The organism is Pseudoalteromonas arctica A 37-1-2 (assembly GCF_000238395.3).
In the GTDB taxonomy this organism is placed as follows: Bacteria; Pseudomonadota; Gammaproteobacteria; order Enterobacterales; family Alteromonadaceae; genus Pseudoalteromonas; species Pseudoalteromonas arctica.
Genome location: NZ_CP011025.1, coordinates 2,681,525 through 2,701,930 on the forward strand (window position 1 = coordinate 2,681,525; position 20,406 = coordinate 2,701,930).

Consider the following 20,406-nt stretch of genomic DNA (forward strand, 5'->3'; position numbering starts at 1 on the left):
AATTTAGGACCCATCAGGCGTCCTACTTAACTATATATGGACGGTAAAATTGTTTTCAAGTAAATTTATTAAAAATAAATAAAAAAGGCACTGAAGCCAAGACCACAATGTATTCGTTAATTTAAGATTACTTTAAACAACAAAGCCGCTTATTTAGCTGTCTCTTGATCACAAGTCTGACTCAAGAGATTTTGCTAAATCGTAGCCTTCCAGGATGGCTTGTAACTTAAGCCATCCTTGCCATAACACTTTCACAGATGCACGCCCTGTGCGCTTGGTATCTTTCCAGCCTCCTAACTTTGCCAGTTCCTGATACGCCCATGACATATTTGGAGCAGTTTCAGGCAATGGTGTTTTTATTCTCTTTAACCACAATAACTTCCATGCTTTGGGAGATAACAGTTGTTCACAACTTGGAGAATCAGGCTGCTCATTGGTGAACTTTAGTTGCAATATTCGCGTCGCAATAAAGCCATTAATCGTCACCAATCTTTCCATGTTATCTTGGCTTTGAAGGCGTAAACTTTCGATATCCGTACCATCACTTTTCCAGACTTTATGGTATTCCTCTACAAGCCAACGGTGCTCATAGTAGGTGATGATAGCTAAAGCGTCTTCTTTGCTGGTGACTGGTTCACTGGTTAATAGGTGCCAGCTTAAGCCGTTCTCAGCGTTTCCTCGCTCTGCACAGCCGACATAGTAAACTGGGAGGGAGTGTCCTTTCTTATTGTAAGGCGCTTTGAGTGTCACTGGCGCATAGGTGATATCCAGTGTTGCGCTTCGGGCTTTTCTTCCTCCTTTTTGTGCAATGTGGATGTGTTTGGTGCCTGCACTCATCAGCTCGCTTGCAAACGCATAGAGCTTATCCTCACCTTCTTCAATATGACGACTTTGCATCGAGCGTACGACGAATCGTTGCTGCTCGCTCAGTTTATACTGCAAGTATTCGTAGATGTCCGCTTCGCGGTCACACACCGATATCACGTTCGCCATTTGTCCTTGCAGCCGCTCTGCCATCGCTCGTGACGCTGACTCCCACTTGTAACTTTCTTTTTCTTCGTAAGAAGTCGTCGCGTGTTTTTCTCTTTTTCCAATCGTGTTGATATCACGACTCCAGCGAGACTGTTCAATTAATCCCACAACTTGCTTTGTGTCTGGCGCAAACAGTAATACGCTATGAGCTAACAAGCCTCGTTGTTTTGCTCCTCGTCCGACATGACCCAAATCATCTCGAATGGAGGAATGTTTATAAATTAGTGTGGTCGTGTCTTCTAATGCGAGTAATAAGTTATGACTTTTTGCTTGTTCAACCGTGGCTTTAAAGCCTGACTCTGCTATAGCCGTTGCGTCAATATTCTCGTTGCGAATAAAGCGGTAGGCACCTTCCATATCGGCGGGGGATTGAGTGATGTTCACAAGTGGTTTTCCTGGTTCATTTGCAAGCGTTGATGCTAACTTTACCAGACGCGCTGTTCTTCTTGGATCACCTAAGTCCGATTTACCGAATTGTTGTTTTGCCCAATGAGTATGTTCGTTAATCATAATGTGCCCTCAAACAAGATTTGAAGATCTGATCATGACATTGAGATTTAGTTCAAAAAAATCCCCGCTAATTTCTTAGCAGGGATTTGTGTATAAGAGACAGCTGAAGAGTGCCTTTTTTGAAACCATTTAAAATGAATACTATTTAATAAATGTGCCCCGGATTGGATAGTCGTTTTCTCTTGAAAACTTAATCCCACCTAGCAGTTGCTCTAAATCAGGACGAACAAACGGGCTGTTTGATATATCTACCATTTGAAGCTGATTTTTTTCATTAAGCACATAAATTCCTGGTTCAGCAAATGGATGATCTGTTTCTGCACCACTGCGAGGCTCGCTAATATGTAGCCCTAGATCAGTCATTTGTTCGATTGTTAAACCATAGTAAATTGGGAAGTTAATATCTATTTTTTCAAGATGTTTATTAAGCTGCTCATGGCTATCACCACTTACTGCAACCACTTCAACTCCAGCCTCTTTAAAGTCTTTATGAACTTTAGCAAGCTCGTTGAGTTGCGCAGTACATTTAGGGCAGTGCTGGCCTCGATAAACAACAATCATTTTCCACGGAGAGTCACTTATTCTGTCAACTAAATCTACCTTTTTCTCATCAACATCACTCACTACTAGTGATGGCATAATATCCGCAGGTTTTAAACTAGTGTTACTCATTGCGATCTCCTTTTACTATTTCAGATTAAAAATTAATTTTGCTCTTACACATAGAGTTTAGGGTAACTTTTATTAATTCAACCTAAAATTGCAATTAAAATCTATTAAAGCTTTAAGACCATCCCTTTATTTTTCTATAAATGGTAGATGCACTTACCCCTAAATAAGCAGCAGCAAGAGGAATGTTGTCTTCGCAGCTTTTGATTGCGTTTTCAATAGCCCTTTTTTCAACTTGCCATAATGGTTCTATATCGTGAACCGACATAGGAGATAATTGAACACTCTGATCGTTTGTATTGTGAATTGACTTAGTTGAGCTTGAGTGTTTTACAGCGCCTAGACCAAATGAATTTGGTAGCATATCTCTTTCTATTACATCGCCATCATTAATAACGACTGTATTTTCAATTACATTTTGCAGTTCGCGTATATTACCTGGCCAATCGTAATTACAAAAAAGCGCCTTAACTTCATCAGAAAAGCCAATAAAATGTTTAGCGTTGCTATCGCTTTTTTGTTTTAAAATATACTCAGCGAGCAGCAAAATATCGTTTCCGCGCTCCCTTCGGAGTTTTTCAAGTTAGTTGTCGCATCAAGTTAAATTTTATGCCGCCCGCATTGCTTCTTTTTTTTCTGGATTTAAATTTACTTCATTGATCATTGTCCAATCTCGAGATTTTCCTGACCAACGACTTGGGTTCTGTAATTTCGCCATTTCATTTACCTGATGACGTTTCGCTAGTATCGCTTTATCTAATCCTAAATGACGCTGGTTTGGCGTGACAAATTTAATACCGCTGTGCAAGTGCTCATCGTTGTACCAATCAACAAATCCGCTAACCCACTTTCTTGCGCTACCCATGCTTTCAAAGGCTTTCTCAGGGTATTCCGGGCGATACTTTAACGTCTTAAATAGCGATTCAGAATAAGGATTATCATTACTCACAGACGGTCGGCTAAATGAAGGAACAATACCTAACTCCTGCAATGTCGCTAATAACGTTGCCCCTTTCATTGGACTGCCATTATCCGAGTGCAGTGTGACTTGCTCAGGCTTTACCTGCTCTCGCCTGCAAATATCTACCATTAAATCAGCCGCCAGTGTGCTTAGTTGTGTGTCATGAACCTGCCAACCAACTATTTTTCGACTATAAATATCCATCACTAAATATAAGTATAAAAACTGACCTTTAACAGCTGTTGGCAAATACGTGATATCCCATGTATAAATTTCGTTTACACGTGTTGCCCTGAGCGCTTTTGGCTTTTTTATCTTTTTATTTGGTTTAACTTTTTCTCTGTGTGTTAATAATTTATGCGATTTCATAACGCGATAAAACGAGCTTTCTGATGCTATCCACACATCTTTATCCAATAGTTTAGGGACTATCTTGCTGGGTGGTAAATGTCCATATTCTATTGAATTAACAGTCTTAATTATACGCTGTTGCTCTAATTCAGTTAGCCTGTTAGGTGGTCGCTTTATCGTACTTGTTCGCTTATCTGTCATATCATCAGCTTCAATCCAGCGTTGAATTGTTCTTGCCGTTAGACCAAGTAACTCACATGCTTTTTCTTGCCTTGCCCCTGATTTCTGCGCGTCGGTAATGAGCTTTATCAATTCATGACGCTCAGTTGAGCTGGTTAATCGTCCTCGTTGAAACCCCAGAGCGCATCGGCTTTTTTTTTGAGTACGAGTAAGGCGGCTGTTTCTGCTAACGCTTTGTCTTTACGATTAAGCTCTTTTTGAAGCTGCTTAATTTCTTGTTTGAGCTGTTTACTGTCTGATTTTACGGGCTTCGTTGAAGGCCCTTTAGCAAAATTTTTCTTCCACTGCTCGATATGATGTGGGTAAAGCCCTTTACTACGGCAGTATTCATTAACGGCTGTGTCATCCAAACGTCCACATTCAATAATTGCGTTAAGTCTTTCTTCAAGATCCCAGTCTTGTGGTCGTTTTTCTGATGTCATTTGGCTGCCTGTATAGTCCGTTTCAAGTTCATGGTTTTTAGCAAGCGCTATCCAACGTTGCAAGGTTGAATAACCGATGCCTAAATCAAGTGCAATATCTTCTAGGCGAACATCATCACATTGAGATAATGCTTTTTCAACAGCTTGAACTTTAAATTCTTGTGTAAATCGACGTCTCATTTTATCTGCCTCTATTAAAAGTTAGAGGCGACAACTATCCTGACACAGGGGGCCTTAAAGGCGGGAGCTTTACGGGGATAACATTTAAACGATAATATAAATCTTCTCTAAAGCGCCCCTCTGCTACCTCTATTATTGGATTTCTGTTGGTTGCACATACCAAGCGAACATCGCTGTGTAATACCTCGCTGCTACCAACCTTGCTAAATATGCCAGTTTGTAAAAAGCGCAATAACTTAGCTTGTAAGTTAAGCTCCATTTCACATAGTTCATCTAGAAATAACGTACCGCCGTTTGCCACTTCAACTGCGCCCTTACGATCGCTTAAAGCGCCACTAAATGCCCCTTTAACATGCCCAAAAAATTCTGATTCAAATAACTCAGCAGGGATCGCAGCACAGTTTATAGCAATAAAAGGGCCTTGGCTGCGAGGGCTCGAATCATGAAGGGTTTGTGCGCATACTTCTTTACCGGTTCCACTTTCACCTGTAATAAATACGCATGCTTTGCTTCTAGCTGCGCTATCTAGCAATCTAAAAACGGTTTTCATTGCGAGAGATTCACCAACAAAATCTTGGCTTTTATCACTGCTTTGAACCAAAGGTTGTACTTTAGCTTGCTCTTTGGGTGTTAACGCACTTTCTACTGAGCTAATAAGTCGCTGACTTGTGAAGGGTTTTTCTAAAAAATCGAAGCCACCTAAACGCATAGCTTCCACTGCAATATCAATAGAACTATTTGAGGTGATCATGACTACATTAGCAGGATTTTTTTGTTTATTTACAAATTGTAAAACTTCAAGCCCACTTATATCAGGCAAGCATACATCTTGTACTATCACCGCAGGCATTTTTTCTTTAATACCGACCAAAGCAGAATATCCATCTGCGAAATGCTTACATTCAAAACCTACTTGCTCTAGCTGACTTGCGTACAAAGCACCACTTGCGATGCTATCTTCAACAATATAAACAAGGCCTTTACCCATTATATCTGACACGGCTTTCTCCTAGATAGCTATACTATTACTCATTATTTGATATGCATCTCGGGTTTTATCCAAGTTATGCTTAATAACAAGCGCTGCGTGCAAATTTTCTTCTGTGGTTGGTGGTGGTGAATCGTGTAACTGTGTTGCCAATGCAGCTAAAGGAGCGGCTCCATATAAGGCAGCCGAGTTTTTCAAAACATGCATTATTTCTCTAATTTTTATAATATCTGCATTACTAATTGCCGTATCTAATTGGTTAGCCATAGTAACTAATTCATCGATAAATAAGTTTACTAATCGAGCTAAAACGCTTATTCCAACATCCTTTTCAAGTTGAATTAAAACATTTAACTCCGTAATACTTTTATCGATAAACTGCTCTGATATAGGCATAGATAACCTTTGTGTAAGTTAAAGCTTCGTACACTAATAAAATGTAAGAATTGTAGTTTAAGAGTAATTTGTTTTTTGCATTTTGCAAATCAAAATGAATATAAACAATTACAGAGCCCAGGTATCAATACTTTTTGTTAATGTTTGCGGCTTATCGAGCAAGTACCCCTGAGCAATATCACAACCAAGTTGTTCTAATATTTGTAATTGCTCATTCTCTTCAATGCCTTCTGCTACAGTTTGTAAGCCCAATCGTTGAGCCATCGCAATAATTGCGCTACATAACGTAAAGTCTTCGTTATTAGTTGCAATACCACTTACAAAACTGCGATCAATTTTTAAACCATCGATATCAAATTGACGAAGTAGACCTAAAGACGCGTACCCAGTGCCAAAATCATCAATCCACACCTTTACGCCTTCTTTATGGAAGTTTTCAAACGCCTTAGCTATTTTGTCAGGACTATGAATGAGCGCTGTTTCCGTTAATTCAACTTTAATAGCTTGTGGTGGTATTTGGTGCTTTTCTAGCAAAGCCATTACTTTTGAAAACACATCACCATCTAAAATTTGTACCGGTGAAATATTTAAAGAAACAGCAATATCTGTCATACCAAAATGTCGCATCTGTTTTAAATCAGACAAACATTGCTCAAAAATCCAGTCACCTAATTCTAAAATCATTCCCGATTGCTCTACATGAGGTATAAACTCATCAGGGCCTACAATACCAAAGCGGGGTGATTGGCACCTTACTAGCGATTCAAAGCCGACCAACTTTCCCGTTCCTAATGATACAAGCGGTTGATAAACCATTTTAAAATAATTATTTTGCATTGCATCCGACATGATTCTCTCTAACTCATGCCATCTTGCGAGATTGACTGTGCTTTCTGCTTCTAGGTACTTAAATGCATTCATATTTTGCTCCGATTTTCACTCTTAGTGACTTATGTAATCAAGAGCAAGTTACAGACCATTTAGAAAGTGAATAAAATAAAAATAAAAACAGCAAATTCAAAAGGTTAAGTTTAGTTATTTGAGTATTTAAATTTTTCCATTTTATTTGCATTTTGCAATTCAATTTGCAATGCACCTAAATTAATAAATAAGAGCTTACTCAAGCCCAAACAGCACAGAGAAACCAGTTAGTAATTGTTGGCTAAAAGTAAGGGTTAGTAATTGAAAATGAGTATAAAGAAAGGCTGGATAAAACTAATTTAGTTACGCACAGCTTGAATTAAAAAGCGTACACGTAATTTTAAAGCTAGGGAGAAAAAGTTAAAACGGTGATAGGAAACATAAAAAAAACGCAGGCAACAATAAATAGTTACCTGCGCAAAAGTCTCTAGTTTGAAAGAGTGTCGTTATTTTCGTTTTTAGGGGCTGTTACATGTTGTGCATAGTTAGTATTTTGCGAGTCAAACGTATTACTCATCGACTGTGCATTTTCAACATCAGCTTGTGTAAAAGTAATCGGCTGTATGTCCGTTAACGGCTCTACAGATTCGCTACCGCGCAAAACTGTAATACCTATTACTAAGGTAGCTACAAGCAAAATAGACAAAACCATGATTTCAGGTGTAAGTACCCAATTATTACTTTTAGGTTGTTGTTTGGCTTTTGTATTTGTTTGCATATTGCACCTCTTAAAAATTTAACTAAATTGTCTTGATTTGATATTTAATATGTTGCGAAAGCCGTGCCAACTAAACAAAAACAAACGAAAGATAAAATAAACAACAAAATCAAAGCATTAAAAAAATTAAAAATGTAATTTAGAATCCAAAAACAATTCGTAACGTTGTATTTTTATTTTGAATTGCAATTTGCGAATCAAATTGAAAAACCACAATAAAAACACTCATTAAATACTAAAAAATAAATTTAACTTACTCCTAAAATACTAGGTTAATTTCTTCGTTTATCAAGTTTTATGCAACACAAACCCACTTTTTATATTAGGGTCTGTTGATCTTTGCGGATTAAAATTTGTTCAAACTAGAGGCGGTTTAATCGCGGCGCGAGGTTTGTAACCTAGCGGGCTAAGTAAAAACCGAGCAACAAAGAGTAAATAGCCCCTAGGAAGAACCCTTTGGGCAGCGCCTGTTTGGCATTAATGCTACGTTATCGCCCATTTATGGGGAATAACCACACTGCATAGGCTCTGCCTGGCCTAAATACCAAACAGACTGCTGCAAATTTAACCCTGAAAGTTCAACAGACCCTGACCTTCATTGCTCAACCCAGCTTTTCCCACACTTGCGCTAAACGAGTAAGCTTTAAATGCTTAGATTCAATAGCCTGCTTTGGTGCATATTTATCAAGCAATAAATAAAGTGTTTCACTTACAATTGGTTTAGCTAAATAATCATTCATCCCCGCTTCAATAAATCGCTCTTTATCACCATGAATTGCATTTGCTGTGAGCGCTATTATAGGAGTGGCTATACCTAACTTTCTGATTGCTTTGGTTGCAGAGATCCCATCTAGTATTGGCATTTGGATATCCATAAAAATAATATCAATTTTATTGTTTTTAGCCTTCGTTATTGCCTCTTGCCCATCGCTAGCAATATATACCCGACAACCTTTTTGCTCTAAAAACTGTCTTATTACTATTTGATTATTAGTATTATCTTCAGCAACCAATACATTGGTCCCATTCAACTGAGTTAACCCTGAAAAGCTTTCTAAGGCTTCTTTTTGTTCACGATTAGTAAATATAATATCTAAATGAAATAACTGCTCTTCCAATAAACTAATTGCTCGCGGTACATGCGATACTTTAAAAGGGCCATTTAACCTAAGCTCTCTGTCGTTAAGATTTTGCGGTAATAAGCTTTCACCTAGTAAGTCTAAGATAAGTAAACATGGTGAATTAAGGGAGTTATATGTATTTATACACTCGCGTGTTTGGGCTAGCATTGGAGGATCAGTTAATACAATTGCATCAGGAAAACTATCATACTCAGGGATATCTGGACATATTTCATAGTGCTCAAAAGCGATAGAAAACCGAGTGAGTGTGTGCTCCAACGCGGTTTTTAAAATTTGATTATGTCCTACAATCCATACTCTTGGCTTTTTACTTCGTGCTGCAAACCCCTCTCGCAATATTGAGTCGGTTGTGTCTATTTTTAACGGGTAATTAACGATAAACTCACTCCCTTTATTGAGCTCAGAGTTAACCGAAATATCTCCCCCTACTACATCACAAATTTGCTTACATATCGCAAGGCCTAAGCCACTACCACCATGTTTTCGGGTAATTGAATTATCTGATTGAATAAAAGGCATAAACATACTTTCTATTTTATTTTTTGCGATTCCCATTCCAGTGTCTTTTACTGATAAATGAAGATTTAAATTATTGGCTCCAATGTAAGTACATCTAACGGTCACCGTTATTACGCCTTGCTGAGTAAACTTAATCGCATTGGCCAATAAATTAATGGCTATTTGCCTTATACGTGCATGATCACCAATTACTTGAGCGGGGACATCAGGATAAAAATCAAAAACAACCTCAAGCCCTTTTTGCAAAGCACTTTGGGTAATAATATCTATTGCTTCTTCAATACACGTATCAATACTAAATGGCTGATTATCGAGTGTTATAGCTTGTGCTTCAAAACGCGAATACGTTAATACATCATCCAATACACTCAGTAATGCATCAGAGCTTGTTTTAATCATTTGTGTGTAACGCATTTGCTCAGAAGTTAAACCGGTATGATGCAAAATATCTGCAGAGCCAATAACGGCATTTAATGGCGTGCGAATTTCATGGCTAATATTTGCCATAAATCGGCTTTTAGACTCAGCTAATGTTTCTGCCTGATGTTTAGCTTCAAGCAATATTTGCTCGCTTTCAATACGTTCTTGTATATCAACAAGTGTTGCGGCAATAGATAACAAATCGCTTTCGTAGCCACCCACAATCGGAGTAAGTGTCATTTCAACCCAATTATTTATGCCTTGTGCATTAATCAAACGTATATCAAAGCGACGTATATCACGCTTACCTTGTTTATAATCAAGCAAAGTGCTACTAATTTTTTCTACATCTTCTTTTGCTATAAACTTAATTATAGGTAAGCCAAGGCTCTCATCTACATTGCTGTGTAAGACGCGTTGCCATGCTTGATTTATAAATAATAAATTACCAAATGTATCAAGGCGTAAAACAATATCAGGAATATTATCGACGACAGAGTGGTAGTTATATTCTATCTCTGCCATTGCTTGTTCAGCTTTAACTCGCTGCGTAATATTAGTTTCTATAGCGATAAAATGCTTTACTTTACCTTCATCATCTCGCACTGGATTTGCATCAATAGCAACCCAATAAACGTTACCATTTTTATCGTAATTTGTGGTTTCAACTTGAAAAGGAAGCCCATTTTTTACAGCGTGAGACATAACCTTACGACTTTTTTCACATGTTTTTGGCCCTTGTAGCAATTGACCAGGGCTAGTGCCTATAACCTCATCACAGGTGTAACCTGTAAGTACTTCAAAACTATTGTTAACCCACTCAATCACACCAAACTTATCTGTAATAATCACTAAGTTATTTGTATGGCTCGCAACAAGCGATAAGCGTTTAACATATTTTTGCTGTTGCGTTAGCAAAAATTGAGAATCTTTATGACGTTGAATGTCATAGAACGAGCCTATAAAGCCGCTTTTTTCATCATAAACTAACCTTAACTCAAACCAGTTCATGAGCCCGATGCTGCTTTTAATTTGTATTTCTACACTGGGAGCCTGCTTCCCTTCTAGTAAACAACAGCTGTATGCGACAAAATGCATAATATCATCGCAATTCATTAACTTAGTAATATTGGAGCCAATTAATGAATCGGTTGAGTAACCTAACTTCTTCTCCCAAGCTTCATTAATATAAGTAAAATTCAAATGTTTATCACACTCAAAAATACACTCATCTAAAATAGCTAATAGCTTTGCTTGACGTCGATTACTATTGGAAAGTTTTTCAACTAGTGCATATTGGATTTGAACTTGTAGCTCATCATTATTATTCATGATCTCTCCAATACTTTATAAAAGTATTACTCTGACAAACTCGTGCATAAAGAAGGGAAACCTTTTCACGGTAGAATGCTTGTTCAAAAGGAGTGCGTCTCGGTGTGCAGTCACTTAAAATAGTGGCATTAGAACCAAGTGCAACAGCAGTGCGCACAGTTGAATCAATACAGATAGAAGACACAGTACCCGCTAAAATTATATTAGTGGTCGCATGTTTTTTGATGTTTTCGGCTAAACCTATATGTGTAAAAGCATTTAAACTTCTTTTCCCAAATACCACCTCTATAATATTACTAAAAAGGTCTAGCTGCTTAATGGTTTGAGCACCGTACGAACCCGCTTTAAATGCCCCCACCGCAATGACTTTTAATATACCAATCGGATTTTTAAGCTCGCTATAGTTTTGCGTAAAGTGAATGGGTGTATTAATAACTAAAGCAAATTGCTCTGCGCAGAAGGTCAATAAATAGAGTGTATTTTCCCCCACGCCAGTAATTTTTGATGACTCTTCAACCTCGTCATACAAAATGCCTTTTGGCAAAAAGTAATTGTTTTGAAAACCAATTAAAATAGATGCTGTCTTAGAGAAATCATCCATAACTCTCTCCTTATTAATCAATTTAAGAGGCTAACTGCCAAGGTTTAATAAATTTCTCAAGTACCGCTTTTGTCACTGGCTTCTGTAAATAGTGAGTAATTCCTTTATCAAACAACTCAGCTATTTGCTCATCGCCTGTTAACCCCGTTAAAATAACTTTAGGAGTATTGTTATTAGGTGTATTTTGCCTAACTAATTGCTGCGCCACATCGCTACCAAACATTCCTGGCATACGCTCATCTAAAAGTAGCAAGTCAAATGGTTCATTTTGAGCAAGTGTTAATGCACTGGCACCATTTTCTGCACACGTTACTAAGCAGCCCAGCATTTCAAGCATTACTTTTGTAGCAATTTGGCTCGGTAAGCTGTCGTCTGCTACTAATACCGATAAACGTGTTTGTGTGTGAAATGTTGTTAAAATAGTAATTAAGTCGGTATCAAAAAATGGCCAGCCTAATATTTTTTTAGATAGTTTATGAGCTTGGCTCAGCTCGTAAATGTCGTTAATAGAGCACAGCTTTATGTGTGTATTTAAGCTGTCACTATTTAATTTATCAATTAATGCGTTACCACTAAGATGGCGTAAATCCTCTAGCTGTGCAGACTCTCTAAGCGTGCTATTAAATAATTTAAAATTTAAACCAAAACGATCGTGAGTATTAGCTGACATTTTTAAACAGCTTTTGAGTAACGCTTCGCAATCAGTTAAAACGTCTACATTTTGTCTAACATCAAGCGCTAAACTAACAGACTCTTTAGTTGCTAAGAGCCCGTGAAAATCCAACGTGTTTACTTGTTCAGAATCATCAATCTGATAGTGAATACTAACTCCCTGAATATTTGCTTCGAGGTTAAGTAAAAAGCACTGCTTTACTGCTGCTAGCGCCGGAGTAAGAAACGCCTCGCATTGTGCAATCATTTGCTCTGGCGGAATTTGCAAACAGACGTAGTTACATTGCAACTTATTGATTAAGGTAATAGAGAATTTTTGACTTTGGGTTTCACAATATTTACCTATTACCCCTTGGATAATTTCTAAAACGTGACTATTAATATTCATAAAGCATTCTCGTTAACCCAATGTATAGCTCTATATCATCAAGTTATGTGCCATAAATTAATTCTTGTAAACACACTTGCATTCATAGACTTAAGTATTAGACAAACAGGGCTCTGGTTTTTCATTCGCATTTTGCAAATCATATTGCTATGCATAATATGATTTATGCTTTTATTAGAATGGTGCAATCGATTTTTTTCTCTTTAAATAATTTTCCATTCATTTAAACTGATATTAATCAAATTGAGGAGAAAGCTATGTTAACCGTAATTTTTGGCCGTGAAGGTTGTCCATTTTGTGTTCGTGCGAAAGATGTTGCTGAGCAATTATCAAACGAACGTGATGACTTTAAATTTCGTTACATCGACATAATTAAAGAAGGTATAAGTAAAGCCGACCTTGAAAAGTCAGCGGGTAAGCCTTGCCCTACTGTTCCACAAATTTTTGTAGACCAAAATCACATTGGTGGATTTACAGAATTTGAAGCTTACGCAAAAGAAAACCTAGGCTTGTATAAATAAGCTTTGTATTAAATATGTTAACCAGTTTAATAAACCCTACATTGAGCTGGTTAAATTTCGACCAACATCAAACACATACAAATTAGTTTCAATTTATACAAGCATTTGCCTCGCGAATCCTATATAATGCGCGCCTCTTTAAATTCGTTGAGGCGTATTAATGTCAGAACCAGTCACGTTTGAATCTCTAAATCTTTCTCCTGCAATTTTGAAGGCAGTTGAAGAGTTGGGTTACAAGACACCATCTGAAATCCAAGCTCAATGTATACCGTTATTGCTAGAAAGAAAGGACGTACTGGGACTAGCTCAAACGGGTACAGGTAAAACCGCAGCATTTGCACTGCCATTACTAAATAATATTGACCCGTCTGTGAAACAGCCACAGATCCTTGTACTCACACCAACACGTGAGCTTGCGATCCAAGTTGCTGAGGCATTCGAACAATATGCTAAACATGTTCGTGGTATTGAAGTATTGGCACTATATGGTGGCCAAAGCTACAGTATCCAATTAAGCGCACTTCGTCGTGGCGCTCAGGTTATTGTTGCAACTCCAGGTCGTTTAATCGATCACATTAACCGTGGCACTATCAAGTTTGATGCTCTACAAGCACTTGTACTTGATGAAGCCGATGAAATGTTACGTATGGGCTTTATCGATGATGTAGAAAGCATCATGGAAAAAACACCGCGCGAAAAGCAAACATGTCTTTTCTCTGCGACTATGCCTAAGCAAATTCAAAACATCAGCAGCAAATATATGAACAATCCTGAACAGGTTCATATTTCTGCGCGTAACTCTACAGTATCATCTGTTGAGCAAGTGTTTTGGAATGCAAGCGTACATAAAAATAAAGCTATTGTTCGCTTCTTAGAAGCTGAACAGTATGAAGGTGCTATTGTTTTCGTACGTACGCGTAACGATACAGTACAACTTGCTGAGTTATTAGAGCGCGAAGGTTTCTCTGCTGCTCCACTTAATGGTGATATGAACCAGCAAGCACGTGAACGCACTGTAGAACGCTTAAAAAGCGGCATGCTAAATGTTGTTATTGCAACAGACGTTGCTGCTCGTGGTCTAGATGTTGACCGCTTAAGCTTAGTTATCAACTACGATATCCCACAAGATTCTGAAGCCTACGTTCACCGTATCGGCCGTACAGGTCGTGCTGGTCGTACTGGTAAAGCAATTTTATTCGTAAAACATAACGAACGTTATTTACTTAAAAATATCATTCGTCATACGAAGTCTGAAATTGCACAAGTTGAATTACCAACTGCAAAAATCGTTGAAGAAAAACGTATTGAAGCGTTACAAGCAAAATTAACTATTGCGCTTGAAAACAAAGATATTACATTCTTTAACGAGATAGCTACTAACATGGCTGAAAAACTTGAACTTCCTCTTGAAAGCTTAGCGGGTGCGTTATTGTGTTTAGCACAGCAACAGTCTCCAATTAAAGTTGAAGAAGTTAAGATTCAACCTCGTGAACGTAACGAGCGTAACGATCGCAATCCACGTAGTAACGACCGCAATGATCGCGGTGGTGACCGTGGACGTCGTAACGAACGTGGCGGCGAACGTGGTGGTGAACGCGCTGAGCGTAAACCTCGCGAACGTAACAGCCGTGATGCAGGCCCTATGGATACTTACCGTATCGAAGTAGGTCGTGAACACGGTGTTCAGGTTAAGAATATTGTTGGCGCTATCGCTAACGAAGCTGACATCTCAAGCAAGTTTATTGGTGATATTCGTTTACACGACAATCACAGTACGGTTCAATTACCGCAAAACATGCCTAAAGATGTACTTGATCATTTCCAAAAAGTGTTTATTTGTAAACGTCCTATGGGCTTAACAATTACACAAGATCAAGGCCCTGCTGAGCCACGTGCAGAACGCTCTGAGCGTCCAGCTGGTGACAAAAAGCGCACTTTTAGTAAAGATAAAGACGATAGCCAACGCGGTGATAAGCGTACTGGCCCTCGTAAAGAACGTCGCCCAGTAAGCTTCACAGCTAAATAAGCAACGACTCTTTAATAAAAAAACCTTGCCACGAAAGTGACAAGGTTTTTTTGTGTCTGGAGTTTGAAGGTAATAGATTCAAGGTGAAAGGCTTGAGCAACTCGCGTTATATTTTTAACTACATATTAAACTTGAGAAATTAACCGTAAAATATAATTTAACCTTTATTAAAAGTGACTCTTTGAAAAAAATTCAAATTTTATACGTTTGTAATTATTAGCTCCTATCTAGGCTGACTTCTCAATACTTCTGTTATAAAGCAATCATTTCGGAAATCCTCAGCAGTATATTTATCTCTATTAACATTAGAAATTGAACTATATTTAATCCATAAATTTAAAATATCGACTAAGGCACTTTGTCTTTTTTGAGAGAAATAAAAGCTACATTCAGATTCCCCATCGTCAAGAAAGCTAGTTTGTAATGCGTAAATATCTATAATTAATTTTATAATTAAAGTAATAGGCTCTTTTCCAATTGAAAAGTGGCGAATACCTGTAACATGGCACACTTGTAAAAGAGTCGCTTCCATAATTCCTAAAAGATATATTATTTTTAAGGTATATATATTTATAGAATTCTCTTGCTCTATTTTTTGCTCTTCCGAAAAGTCGGGAAACAATAAGTTTATAAACTTCAGCTTATTTCGTTTAGTGTTTGCTATTTTCCCGAATTCAAAAACCTTAGCCTCGAATAGTTTCATAAATTCATATATATACTCTATTTTTTCAATATCTATCTCGAAGTATGGATCTTCTTTTTTTGTTGGTTTTGGATAAAAGCGTGTAAAAATTAATGTGGCATCTTCAGGTCGAATGCATTTAAAGTTACCATTGAATATAACTGCAGAGAATTTTTCTTTAAATAGAGTTAACTCTTTATGATAGAGATCTATTTTATGCTCAAATTCTTGCCTTTCTATTGTTCTTTTCTGGTAATTCAAATTAGATTGGAACTGTAATGCACGAAAGTTAGCAGTTGCTAAAGTAGCAAGCGGTAATGCTGAACCTAAAATCCATAAAGGAACATTCATATATTCTAAGAAAACAGATAGGGTTTCTTTATTTGGCCATTCAATTGATAGGCCATCGTTTATAAAAATAAAACTCATCAGTAAAGAAGATAAGCTAACCGGTATAATTATAGCTATCCAAAAATATGAATATGTGAACACACTACTAATTTTTTTATTGTTATTCATATACTTTAAGTCCCTCAATGCACACTCAAGCTAAGAGAGTTATTATTTAATCCAATTAAATAAATATGCTTAATTTAAAGTTCTAAAAAGCCCTACCAGTTCATGATGGGGCTTTTACTTTTGTTATAGTGATTATTCTTTGTTACGGCGCTACTGCCGGATACACGTAGCTGGCATCAAGCCCTAGTGGAATACCAAGTGCCCAGTAACCTAATAAAAAGATACTCCAGCCAATCATAAAGGCGATTGAGTACGGTAGCATAATAGCAATTAAAGTACCTATACCTGTGCCTTTCACATACTTTTGACAGTACACCACCACTAATGGGAAATAAGGCATTAACGGTGTAATAATATTAGAACTTGAGTCACCTACACGATAAGCGGCTTGAGTTAAGTCTGGCGAAATGCCAAGTTGCATTAACATCGGTACAAAAATAGGGCCAAGTAACGCCCATTTTGCTGAACTTGAACCTACAAACAAGTTAACAAAGCCAGTTAAAAAGATAATGCCCACAACCGTTACTGCGCTTGGCAATTCCATCGCCTTTAATAACTGCGCACCTTCGATTGCGAGTAATGCACCTAAATTTGATTTACTAAATGCAGCAATAAATAGCGAACAGAAAAACGCCATGACGATATAATATGCCATGCCGCTCATCGCTTTACTCATAGCATCAATCATATCTTTTGAAGTTTTAAAGGTACCTACCGTAAAACCATATACAGTGCCAGGTAGCCAAAAAAGTAAAAATATTAATGGTACAATTGATTGCATTAAAGGAGAGCTAAAATTAGTAAGGGATCCGTCACTACTGCGCATTGCAGAATCGTCTGGAGCAGAGACAAATGCTAATAACGCAAGCCCTGCAATCATCACGGTACTGGCTATATAAAAGGCACGTTTTTCATCACTACGTGCATCTTCAAATACAGGTAAATCCTCTTTAGCACCATCAACCGCTGTTTTTTGTAAACGTGGTTCAATAATTTTATCGGTGATGTACCAGCCCAATGCCACAATAAATAAGCTAGATGCTGAAGCAAATGCCCAGTTATTTAACGGGTTAATTGTCATTGCAGGATTAATTATTTGCGCCGCACTTTGGGTAAAGCTTTGTAGCAATGGATCAATCCCTGATGGAATAAAGTTAGCCCCAAAACCACCACTGACTCCTGCAAATCCCGCTGCAATACCCGCAAGCGGATGGCGTCCTGCAGCATAAAATATAACACCGGCAAGTGGAATAACTAATACATAACCTGCGTCAGTAGCGGTATGGCTCACAATAGCCACTAAAATGATTGAAGGCGTTAATAGCTTTTTAGGAGTAACTTTAAGCATTAACTTAAGACCGGTATTAATGAAGCCCGAATGCTCTGCAACACCTACACCTAACATAGCTACTAAAACGACACCTAAGGGAGCGAAGCCGGTAAAGGTTTTTACCATAGAGGATAAAAAAGTAGCGAGCGAATCACTTGCCAGCATATTATTAATAATAATCGCTTCACCGGTACGTGGGTCTATTGCATCAAAGCTTACACCTGAAAACCACCACGACAAAAACCAAATTAATAACATTGCAAACAGAAATATTACGGCTGGATCTGGAAGCTTATTGCCAACCCGCTCAACAAAATTTAAAAAACGCGCAACAACCCCTGAAGGTAAAGCGTCTTGATTATTATTCATTTTTATTGTTCCTAAAATTTATTTTTAGTAACAATATCGCATAAAAACAAAACAGTAAATTAACATAAAAATCTGCTTTAAAAGTTTTGGACACAAAAAAACACGATAGTGATAAACAAATCGTGTTTTTTGTGCCACTTACTTTTAAGCGAGGGCTTTAACTTCTTCCCACAAGCGTGCAACTAATGTCTTATCTTCTTCGTTAAGCTCGCCGTTGCGATATGCTTTTACTAAGCTTTGCTCTACAGTTTCGTTTAGCTCATCTATACTGATTGTCAGCTTTTCTACTTCGGCATAACCAACTGCAAGATCAAAATGACCTCGTAAATAGCCGCCTGCAAATAACTCATCGTCAGTTGCTTTTATTACTAAATCATCGAAGTACTGCTGGGCTGCATCGATATAGTTCACTAAACTCATTTATTAATCTCCTGGTTTTGCAAAGCACCTGTATTTTCAAGGTTTTGGTGCCCTACTGCATACATAATATGGTCGTTAAATCCGGTGGTTACTTTAATATAACCCGTTAATTCATCATCTAATTCGCCATCGCCGGTGTCACAAATAAGGGGGCGGTTATTAAGCGCTTGTAGTTTTGTTTTTGTTGCTACTACAATAATGTTTTCTTTGCCAATTGCACGTATAAGCGCAGGGCTCAATTGCTGATTACCACGGCCAAATATATGCCCTTGCCCGCCAATGAGCGTAATGACTAACTTAGTACTTTGCTCATGAGTAAGCTCAAGTAATTGCTTCGCCGTTAAATCTTGAGCAACTAAGGTTTGATCTTTTATTAAATCAACGCCAAGCAACGTATTCTCAAGTCCCATTTCTTCCATTATGGCCTCAACCGTTGAGCCGCTACCCATTATATAAAATGTGTCTTCATCCATTTGCGATACAACATGCGCAGCAATGTCGGCAAGTACGAGTTCGTCGGTTTCTTTGCCGCCATTTTTAACCGCTTGCATATAGCGTACTTCGCTAGGTGTTTGCATTTCGCCGTAGCGCTTTGCTTTTACTGTGCCTTGTCTAAAGGCATCTTCATCTATATCCATTACATCTGCATCAGCTAAGGTAACTAACTCCCCCTTAACCAGCATTTCGACTACGCGCCCTGCAGCTTTTGGTGTAATGGCGTATACACCAGAGTGAATTTTACAGCCTGCAGGAATACCAAGTACGGGAATGGTATCCTCTATTGCATGGCAAATATTACGCGCTGTACCATCGCCTCCAGCAAATAAAACTAAATCAACACCAAAGTCTTTAAGTACTTTTGCTGCTTGTTCTGTGTCATCTGGAGTTGTTATTACTTCAGAGTTGTATACAACCTCTACATTAAAGCCCAAGGCTTTTGCTGTTTGCTCACCCATGTCACCGTTAACGGTGTAAATGGTTAAGCGCTCTTTATAAGGCAATAGCACTTCAAGCGCTGCTTTTGTTCGGCTATTTGCTTTGGGTTCTGCACCTAATTCGATTGCTTTAGCGGCTGTGTGTGCGCCATCACTACCTTTTAAAGCAACTGTTCCGCCTAAACCCGCTACTGGGTTTACAATTAAACCTAATCTAAACGCCATTACAAAGCTCCTTCGGATGTTGCCAATTAAATTGCTGCGCTGTTAATGGCCACTGTGTATTATAAAAATCAGAGAGTGCTTTTAAAAGTGACTCTGTACGAGAGTTAAAGCCATTTTCGATTAACGATAATACACGTGCATGTACTCGCTGCTGAAAATCAAACCGACATGTTTGCTCGCCGTTTAAGTTATCCACCGACACATTAAAATTAAACCCTGCTGCGGTGCTTAATAACCACTCTATAGCTTGAGGCTTTACTTCTACGTTTTCAAACTCAGCTTGTTTTTGTTTGTCGCGCCCATCAGGACAATACCAATAGCCGTAATCTTCTAATAAACGACGTTCATCGCCTGCAACCAACCAGTGTGCAACCTCATGTAATGCACTAGCATAAAAACCATGCGCAAATACAACTTGGTGATATGGCACGTGCTCTGTTGCTGGTAAATACACAGGTTCAAAATCGCCTTTTATCAGACATGTATTATGACTTTGATAAAAAGTGCGTTCAAAAATTGAAATTAGATCAGCTATTTGATGCATAAAATTAGGCTAATTTTTCTCGGTTGCAGCGCTATTTTGCGCAGTAAAAACGAGACGAATTGTACGGGCTTTTACAACTAAAGTAAAAATAAGCTCCTAGTGTTTACCACTTAAACAACAATACTTATAAATAAACTGCTTGCACACATAGATAGGAAACACCAATGCCACACGATCATAAAGCCAAACCTATTTGCTTATTACGGCGCATTGATTTATTAGGATTACTCTCTATGTTTAATAACAAAAGTATCAGTCTCAACTTATTTGCTATTCCTTAGGAGCTACTTATTAAAGCTGTTAGGTAAGTTAGTGATGGGCTAAAAGAATGGGGGATAAGCTCTTTTTATTATAAAGGTTTTAGTGTTTCACA

General features: G+C 37.9%; 18 protein-coding genes and 1 pseudogene. 2 read left to right on the top strand and 17 right to left on the bottom strand.

The window, feature by feature from the left end:
* Positions 1-168 precede the first annotated feature (168 nt).
* The 12 genes and pseudogenes from PARC_RS12150 to PARC_RS12200 form a co-directional block, all read right to left on the bottom strand.
* On the bottom strand, positions 169-1,542 hold the full coding sequence (locus tag PARC_RS12150) for an IS4 family transposase (protein WP_096058041.1): 1,374 nt from the start codon (positions 1,540-1,542) through the stop codon (positions 169-171).
* A 141-nt stretch (positions 1,543-1,683) separates the two neighbouring features.
* Entirely contained in the window at positions 1,684-2,214 is a 531-nt protein-coding gene (locus PARC_RS12155) for a peroxiredoxin-like family protein (RefSeq protein WP_007585494.1), read from the bottom strand.
* A 112-nt stretch (positions 2,215-2,326) separates the two neighbouring features.
* The gene (locus PARC_RS22080) at positions 2,327-2,575 is read right to left on the bottom strand and encodes a helix-turn-helix domain-containing protein (protein ID WP_506344906.1); all 249 of its coding nucleotides are present in this window, start codon (positions 2,573-2,575) and stop codon (positions 2,327-2,329) included.
* Positions 2,549-2,767: pseudogene (locus tag PARC_RS22085) on the bottom strand (AAA-type ATPase lid domain-containing protein); the annotation flags it as partial. The pseudogene PARC_RS22085 and the gene PARC_RS22080, both read right to left, overlap by 27 nt.
* A 51-nt stretch (positions 2,768-2,818) precedes the next feature.
* A protein-coding gene (locus PARC_RS12165) for an IS3 family transposase (RefSeq protein ID WP_096058044.1) occupies positions 2,819-4,365 on the bottom strand; the annotation gives its coding sequence in 2 pieces (ribosomal slippage) (positions 2,819-3,906 and positions 3,906-4,365; 1,548 coding nt in all).
* 34 nt (positions 4,366-4,399) lie between these two features.
* On the bottom strand, positions 4,400-5,365 hold the full coding sequence (locus tag PARC_RS12170) for a sigma-54-dependent transcriptional regulator (protein ID WP_010554680.1): 966 nt from the start codon (positions 5,363-5,365) through the stop codon (positions 4,400-4,402).
* Positions 5,366-5,374: 9 nt separating this feature from the next.
* Positions 5,375-5,749, bottom strand: a complete 375-nt coding sequence (locus tag PARC_RS12175) for an Hpt domain-containing protein (protein ID WP_010554679.1) — start codon at positions 5,747-5,749, stop codon at positions 5,375-5,377.
* A 108-nt stretch (positions 5,750-5,857) separates the two neighbouring features.
* A complete protein-coding gene (locus tag PARC_RS12180; protein WP_010554678.1) occupies positions 5,858-6,670 on the bottom strand; it encodes a putative bifunctional diguanylate cyclase/phosphodiesterase in 813 nt (270 codons plus the stop codon).
* A gap of 427 nt (positions 6,671-7,097) precedes the next feature.
* A complete protein-coding gene (locus PARC_RS12185) occupies positions 7,098-7,388 on the bottom strand; it encodes a hypothetical protein (protein ID WP_010554677.1) in 291 nt (96 codons plus the stop codon).
* 602 nt (positions 7,389-7,990) lie between these two features.
* Positions 7,991-10,801 (bottom strand): PAS domain-containing hybrid sensor histidine kinase/response regulator, encoded by a 2,811-nt coding sequence (locus PARC_RS12190; RefSeq protein WP_010554676.1) that lies wholly within the window; start codon positions 10,799-10,801, stop codon positions 7,991-7,993.
* Complete coding sequence (locus tag PARC_RS12195) at positions 10,794-11,402, bottom strand: cysteine hydrolase family protein (RefSeq protein WP_010554675.1); 609 nt, start codon at positions 11,400-11,402, stop codon at positions 10,794-10,796. The genes PARC_RS12190 and PARC_RS12195 overlap by 8 nt, the downstream gene beginning before the upstream one ends.
* A 22-nt stretch (positions 11,403-11,424) precedes the next feature.
* Positions 11,425-12,462, bottom strand: a complete 1,038-nt coding sequence (locus tag PARC_RS12200) for a response regulator (RefSeq protein ID WP_010554674.1) — start codon at positions 12,460-12,462, stop codon at positions 11,425-11,427.
* 257 nt (positions 12,463-12,719) lie between these two features.
* On the opposite strand from PARC_RS12200, the gene PARC_RS12205 reads away from it, so the two are divergent.
* Both PARC_RS12205 and PARC_RS12210 read left to right on the top strand, forming a co-directional pair.
* Positions 12,720-12,983 carry a GrxA family glutaredoxin gene (locus PARC_RS12205; RefSeq protein WP_007585470.1) on the top strand — a complete coding sequence of 88 codons (264 nt, stop codon included), beginning with the start codon at positions 12,720-12,722 and terminating at the stop codon, positions 12,981-12,983.
* A gap of 160 nt (positions 12,984-13,143) precedes the next feature.
* Positions 13,144-15,009, top strand: coding sequence for a DEAD/DEAH box helicase (locus tag PARC_RS12210; RefSeq protein ID WP_007585469.1), 1,866 nt, complete (start codon positions 13,144-13,146; stop codon positions 15,007-15,009).
* A gap of 223 nt (positions 15,010-15,232) precedes the next feature.
* On the opposite strand, the gene PARC_RS21785 is transcribed toward PARC_RS12210, so the two are convergent.
* From PARC_RS21785 to PARC_RS12235, 5 genes are all read right to left on the bottom strand, one after another.
* On the bottom strand, positions 15,233-16,210 hold the full coding sequence (locus tag PARC_RS21785; protein WP_010554673.1) for a hypothetical protein: 978 nt from the start codon (positions 16,208-16,210) through the stop codon (positions 15,233-15,235).
* A 142-nt stretch (positions 16,211-16,352) separates the two neighbouring features.
* Complete coding sequence (locus PARC_RS12220; protein WP_010554672.1) at positions 16,353-17,909, bottom strand: AbgT family transporter; 1,557 nt, start codon at positions 17,907-17,909, stop codon at positions 16,353-16,355.
* 144 nt (positions 17,910-18,053) lie between these two features.
* On the bottom strand, positions 18,054-18,329 hold the full coding sequence (locus tag PARC_RS12225) for a YfcL family protein (RefSeq protein ID WP_002962183.1): 276 nt from the start codon (positions 18,327-18,329) through the stop codon (positions 18,054-18,056).
* Positions 18,326-19,489 carry an ATP-NAD kinase family protein gene (locus tag PARC_RS12230; protein WP_010554671.1) on the bottom strand — a complete coding sequence of 388 codons (1,164 nt, stop codon included), beginning with the start codon at positions 19,487-19,489 and terminating at the stop codon, positions 18,326-18,328. Before PARC_RS12230 ends, PARC_RS12225 begins: the two co-directional genes overlap by 4 nt.
* Positions 19,479-20,033, bottom strand: a complete 555-nt coding sequence (locus PARC_RS12235; RefSeq protein WP_010554670.1) for an elongation factor P hydroxylase — start codon at positions 20,031-20,033, stop codon at positions 19,479-19,481. Before PARC_RS12235 ends, PARC_RS12230 begins: the two co-directional genes overlap by 11 nt.
* Positions 20,034-20,406: the final 373 nt, after the last annotated feature.

Coding starts and splice junctions, on each gene's coding strand:
- PARC_RS12150 (WP_096058041.1), bottom strand. CDS start 1,542: ATGATTAACGAACATACTCATTGGGCAAAACAACAATTCGGTAAATCG.
- PARC_RS12155 (WP_007585494.1), bottom strand. CDS start 2,214: ATGAGTAACACTAGTTTAAAACCTGCGGATATTATGCCATCACTAGTA.
- PARC_RS22080 (WP_506344906.1), bottom strand. CDS start 2,575: ATGCTACCAAATTCATTTGGTCTAGGCGCTGTAAAACACTCAAGCTCA.
- PARC_RS12175 (WP_010554679.1), bottom strand. CDS start 5,749: ATGCCTATATCAGAGCAGTTTATCGATAAAAGTATTACGGAGTTAAAT.
- PARC_RS12180 (WP_010554678.1), bottom strand. CDS start 6,670: ATGAATGCATTTAAGTACCTAGAAGCAGAAAGCACAGTCAATCTCGCA.
- PARC_RS12185 (WP_010554677.1), bottom strand. CDS start 7,388: ATGCAAACAAATACAAAAGCCAAACAACAACCTAAAAGTAATAATTGG.
- PARC_RS12190 (WP_010554676.1), bottom strand. CDS start 10,801: ATGAATAATAATGATGAGCTACAAGTTCAAATCCAATATGCACTAGTT.
- PARC_RS12195 (WP_010554675.1), bottom strand. CDS start 11,402: ATGGATGATTTCTCTAAGACAGCATCTATTTTAATTGGTTTTCAAAAC.
- PARC_RS12200 (WP_010554674.1), bottom strand. CDS start 12,462: ATGAATATTAATAGTCACGTTTTAGAAATTATCCAAGGGGTAATAGGT.
- PARC_RS12205 (WP_007585470.1), top strand. CDS start 12,720: ATGTTAACCGTAATTTTTGGCCGTGAAGGTTGTCCATTTTGTGTTCGT.
- PARC_RS12210 (WP_007585469.1), top strand. CDS start 13,144: ATGTCAGAACCAGTCACGTTTGAATCTCTAAATCTTTCTCCTGCAATT.
- PARC_RS21785 (WP_010554673.1), bottom strand. CDS start 16,210: ATGAATAACAATAAAAAAATTAGTAGTGTGTTCACATATTCATATTTT.
- PARC_RS12220 (WP_010554672.1), bottom strand. CDS start 17,909: ATGAATAATAATCAAGACGCTTTACCTTCAGGGGTTGTTGCGCGTTTT.
- PARC_RS12225 (WP_002962183.1), bottom strand. CDS start 18,329: ATGAGTTTAGTGAACTATATCGATGCAGCCCAGCAGTACTTCGATGAT.
- PARC_RS12230 (WP_010554671.1), bottom strand. CDS start 19,489: ATGGCGTTTAGATTAGGTTTAATTGTAAACCCAGTAGCGGGTTTAGGC.
- PARC_RS12235 (WP_010554670.1), bottom strand. CDS start 20,033: ATGCATCAAATAGCTGATCTAATTTCAATTTTTGAACGCACTTTTTAT.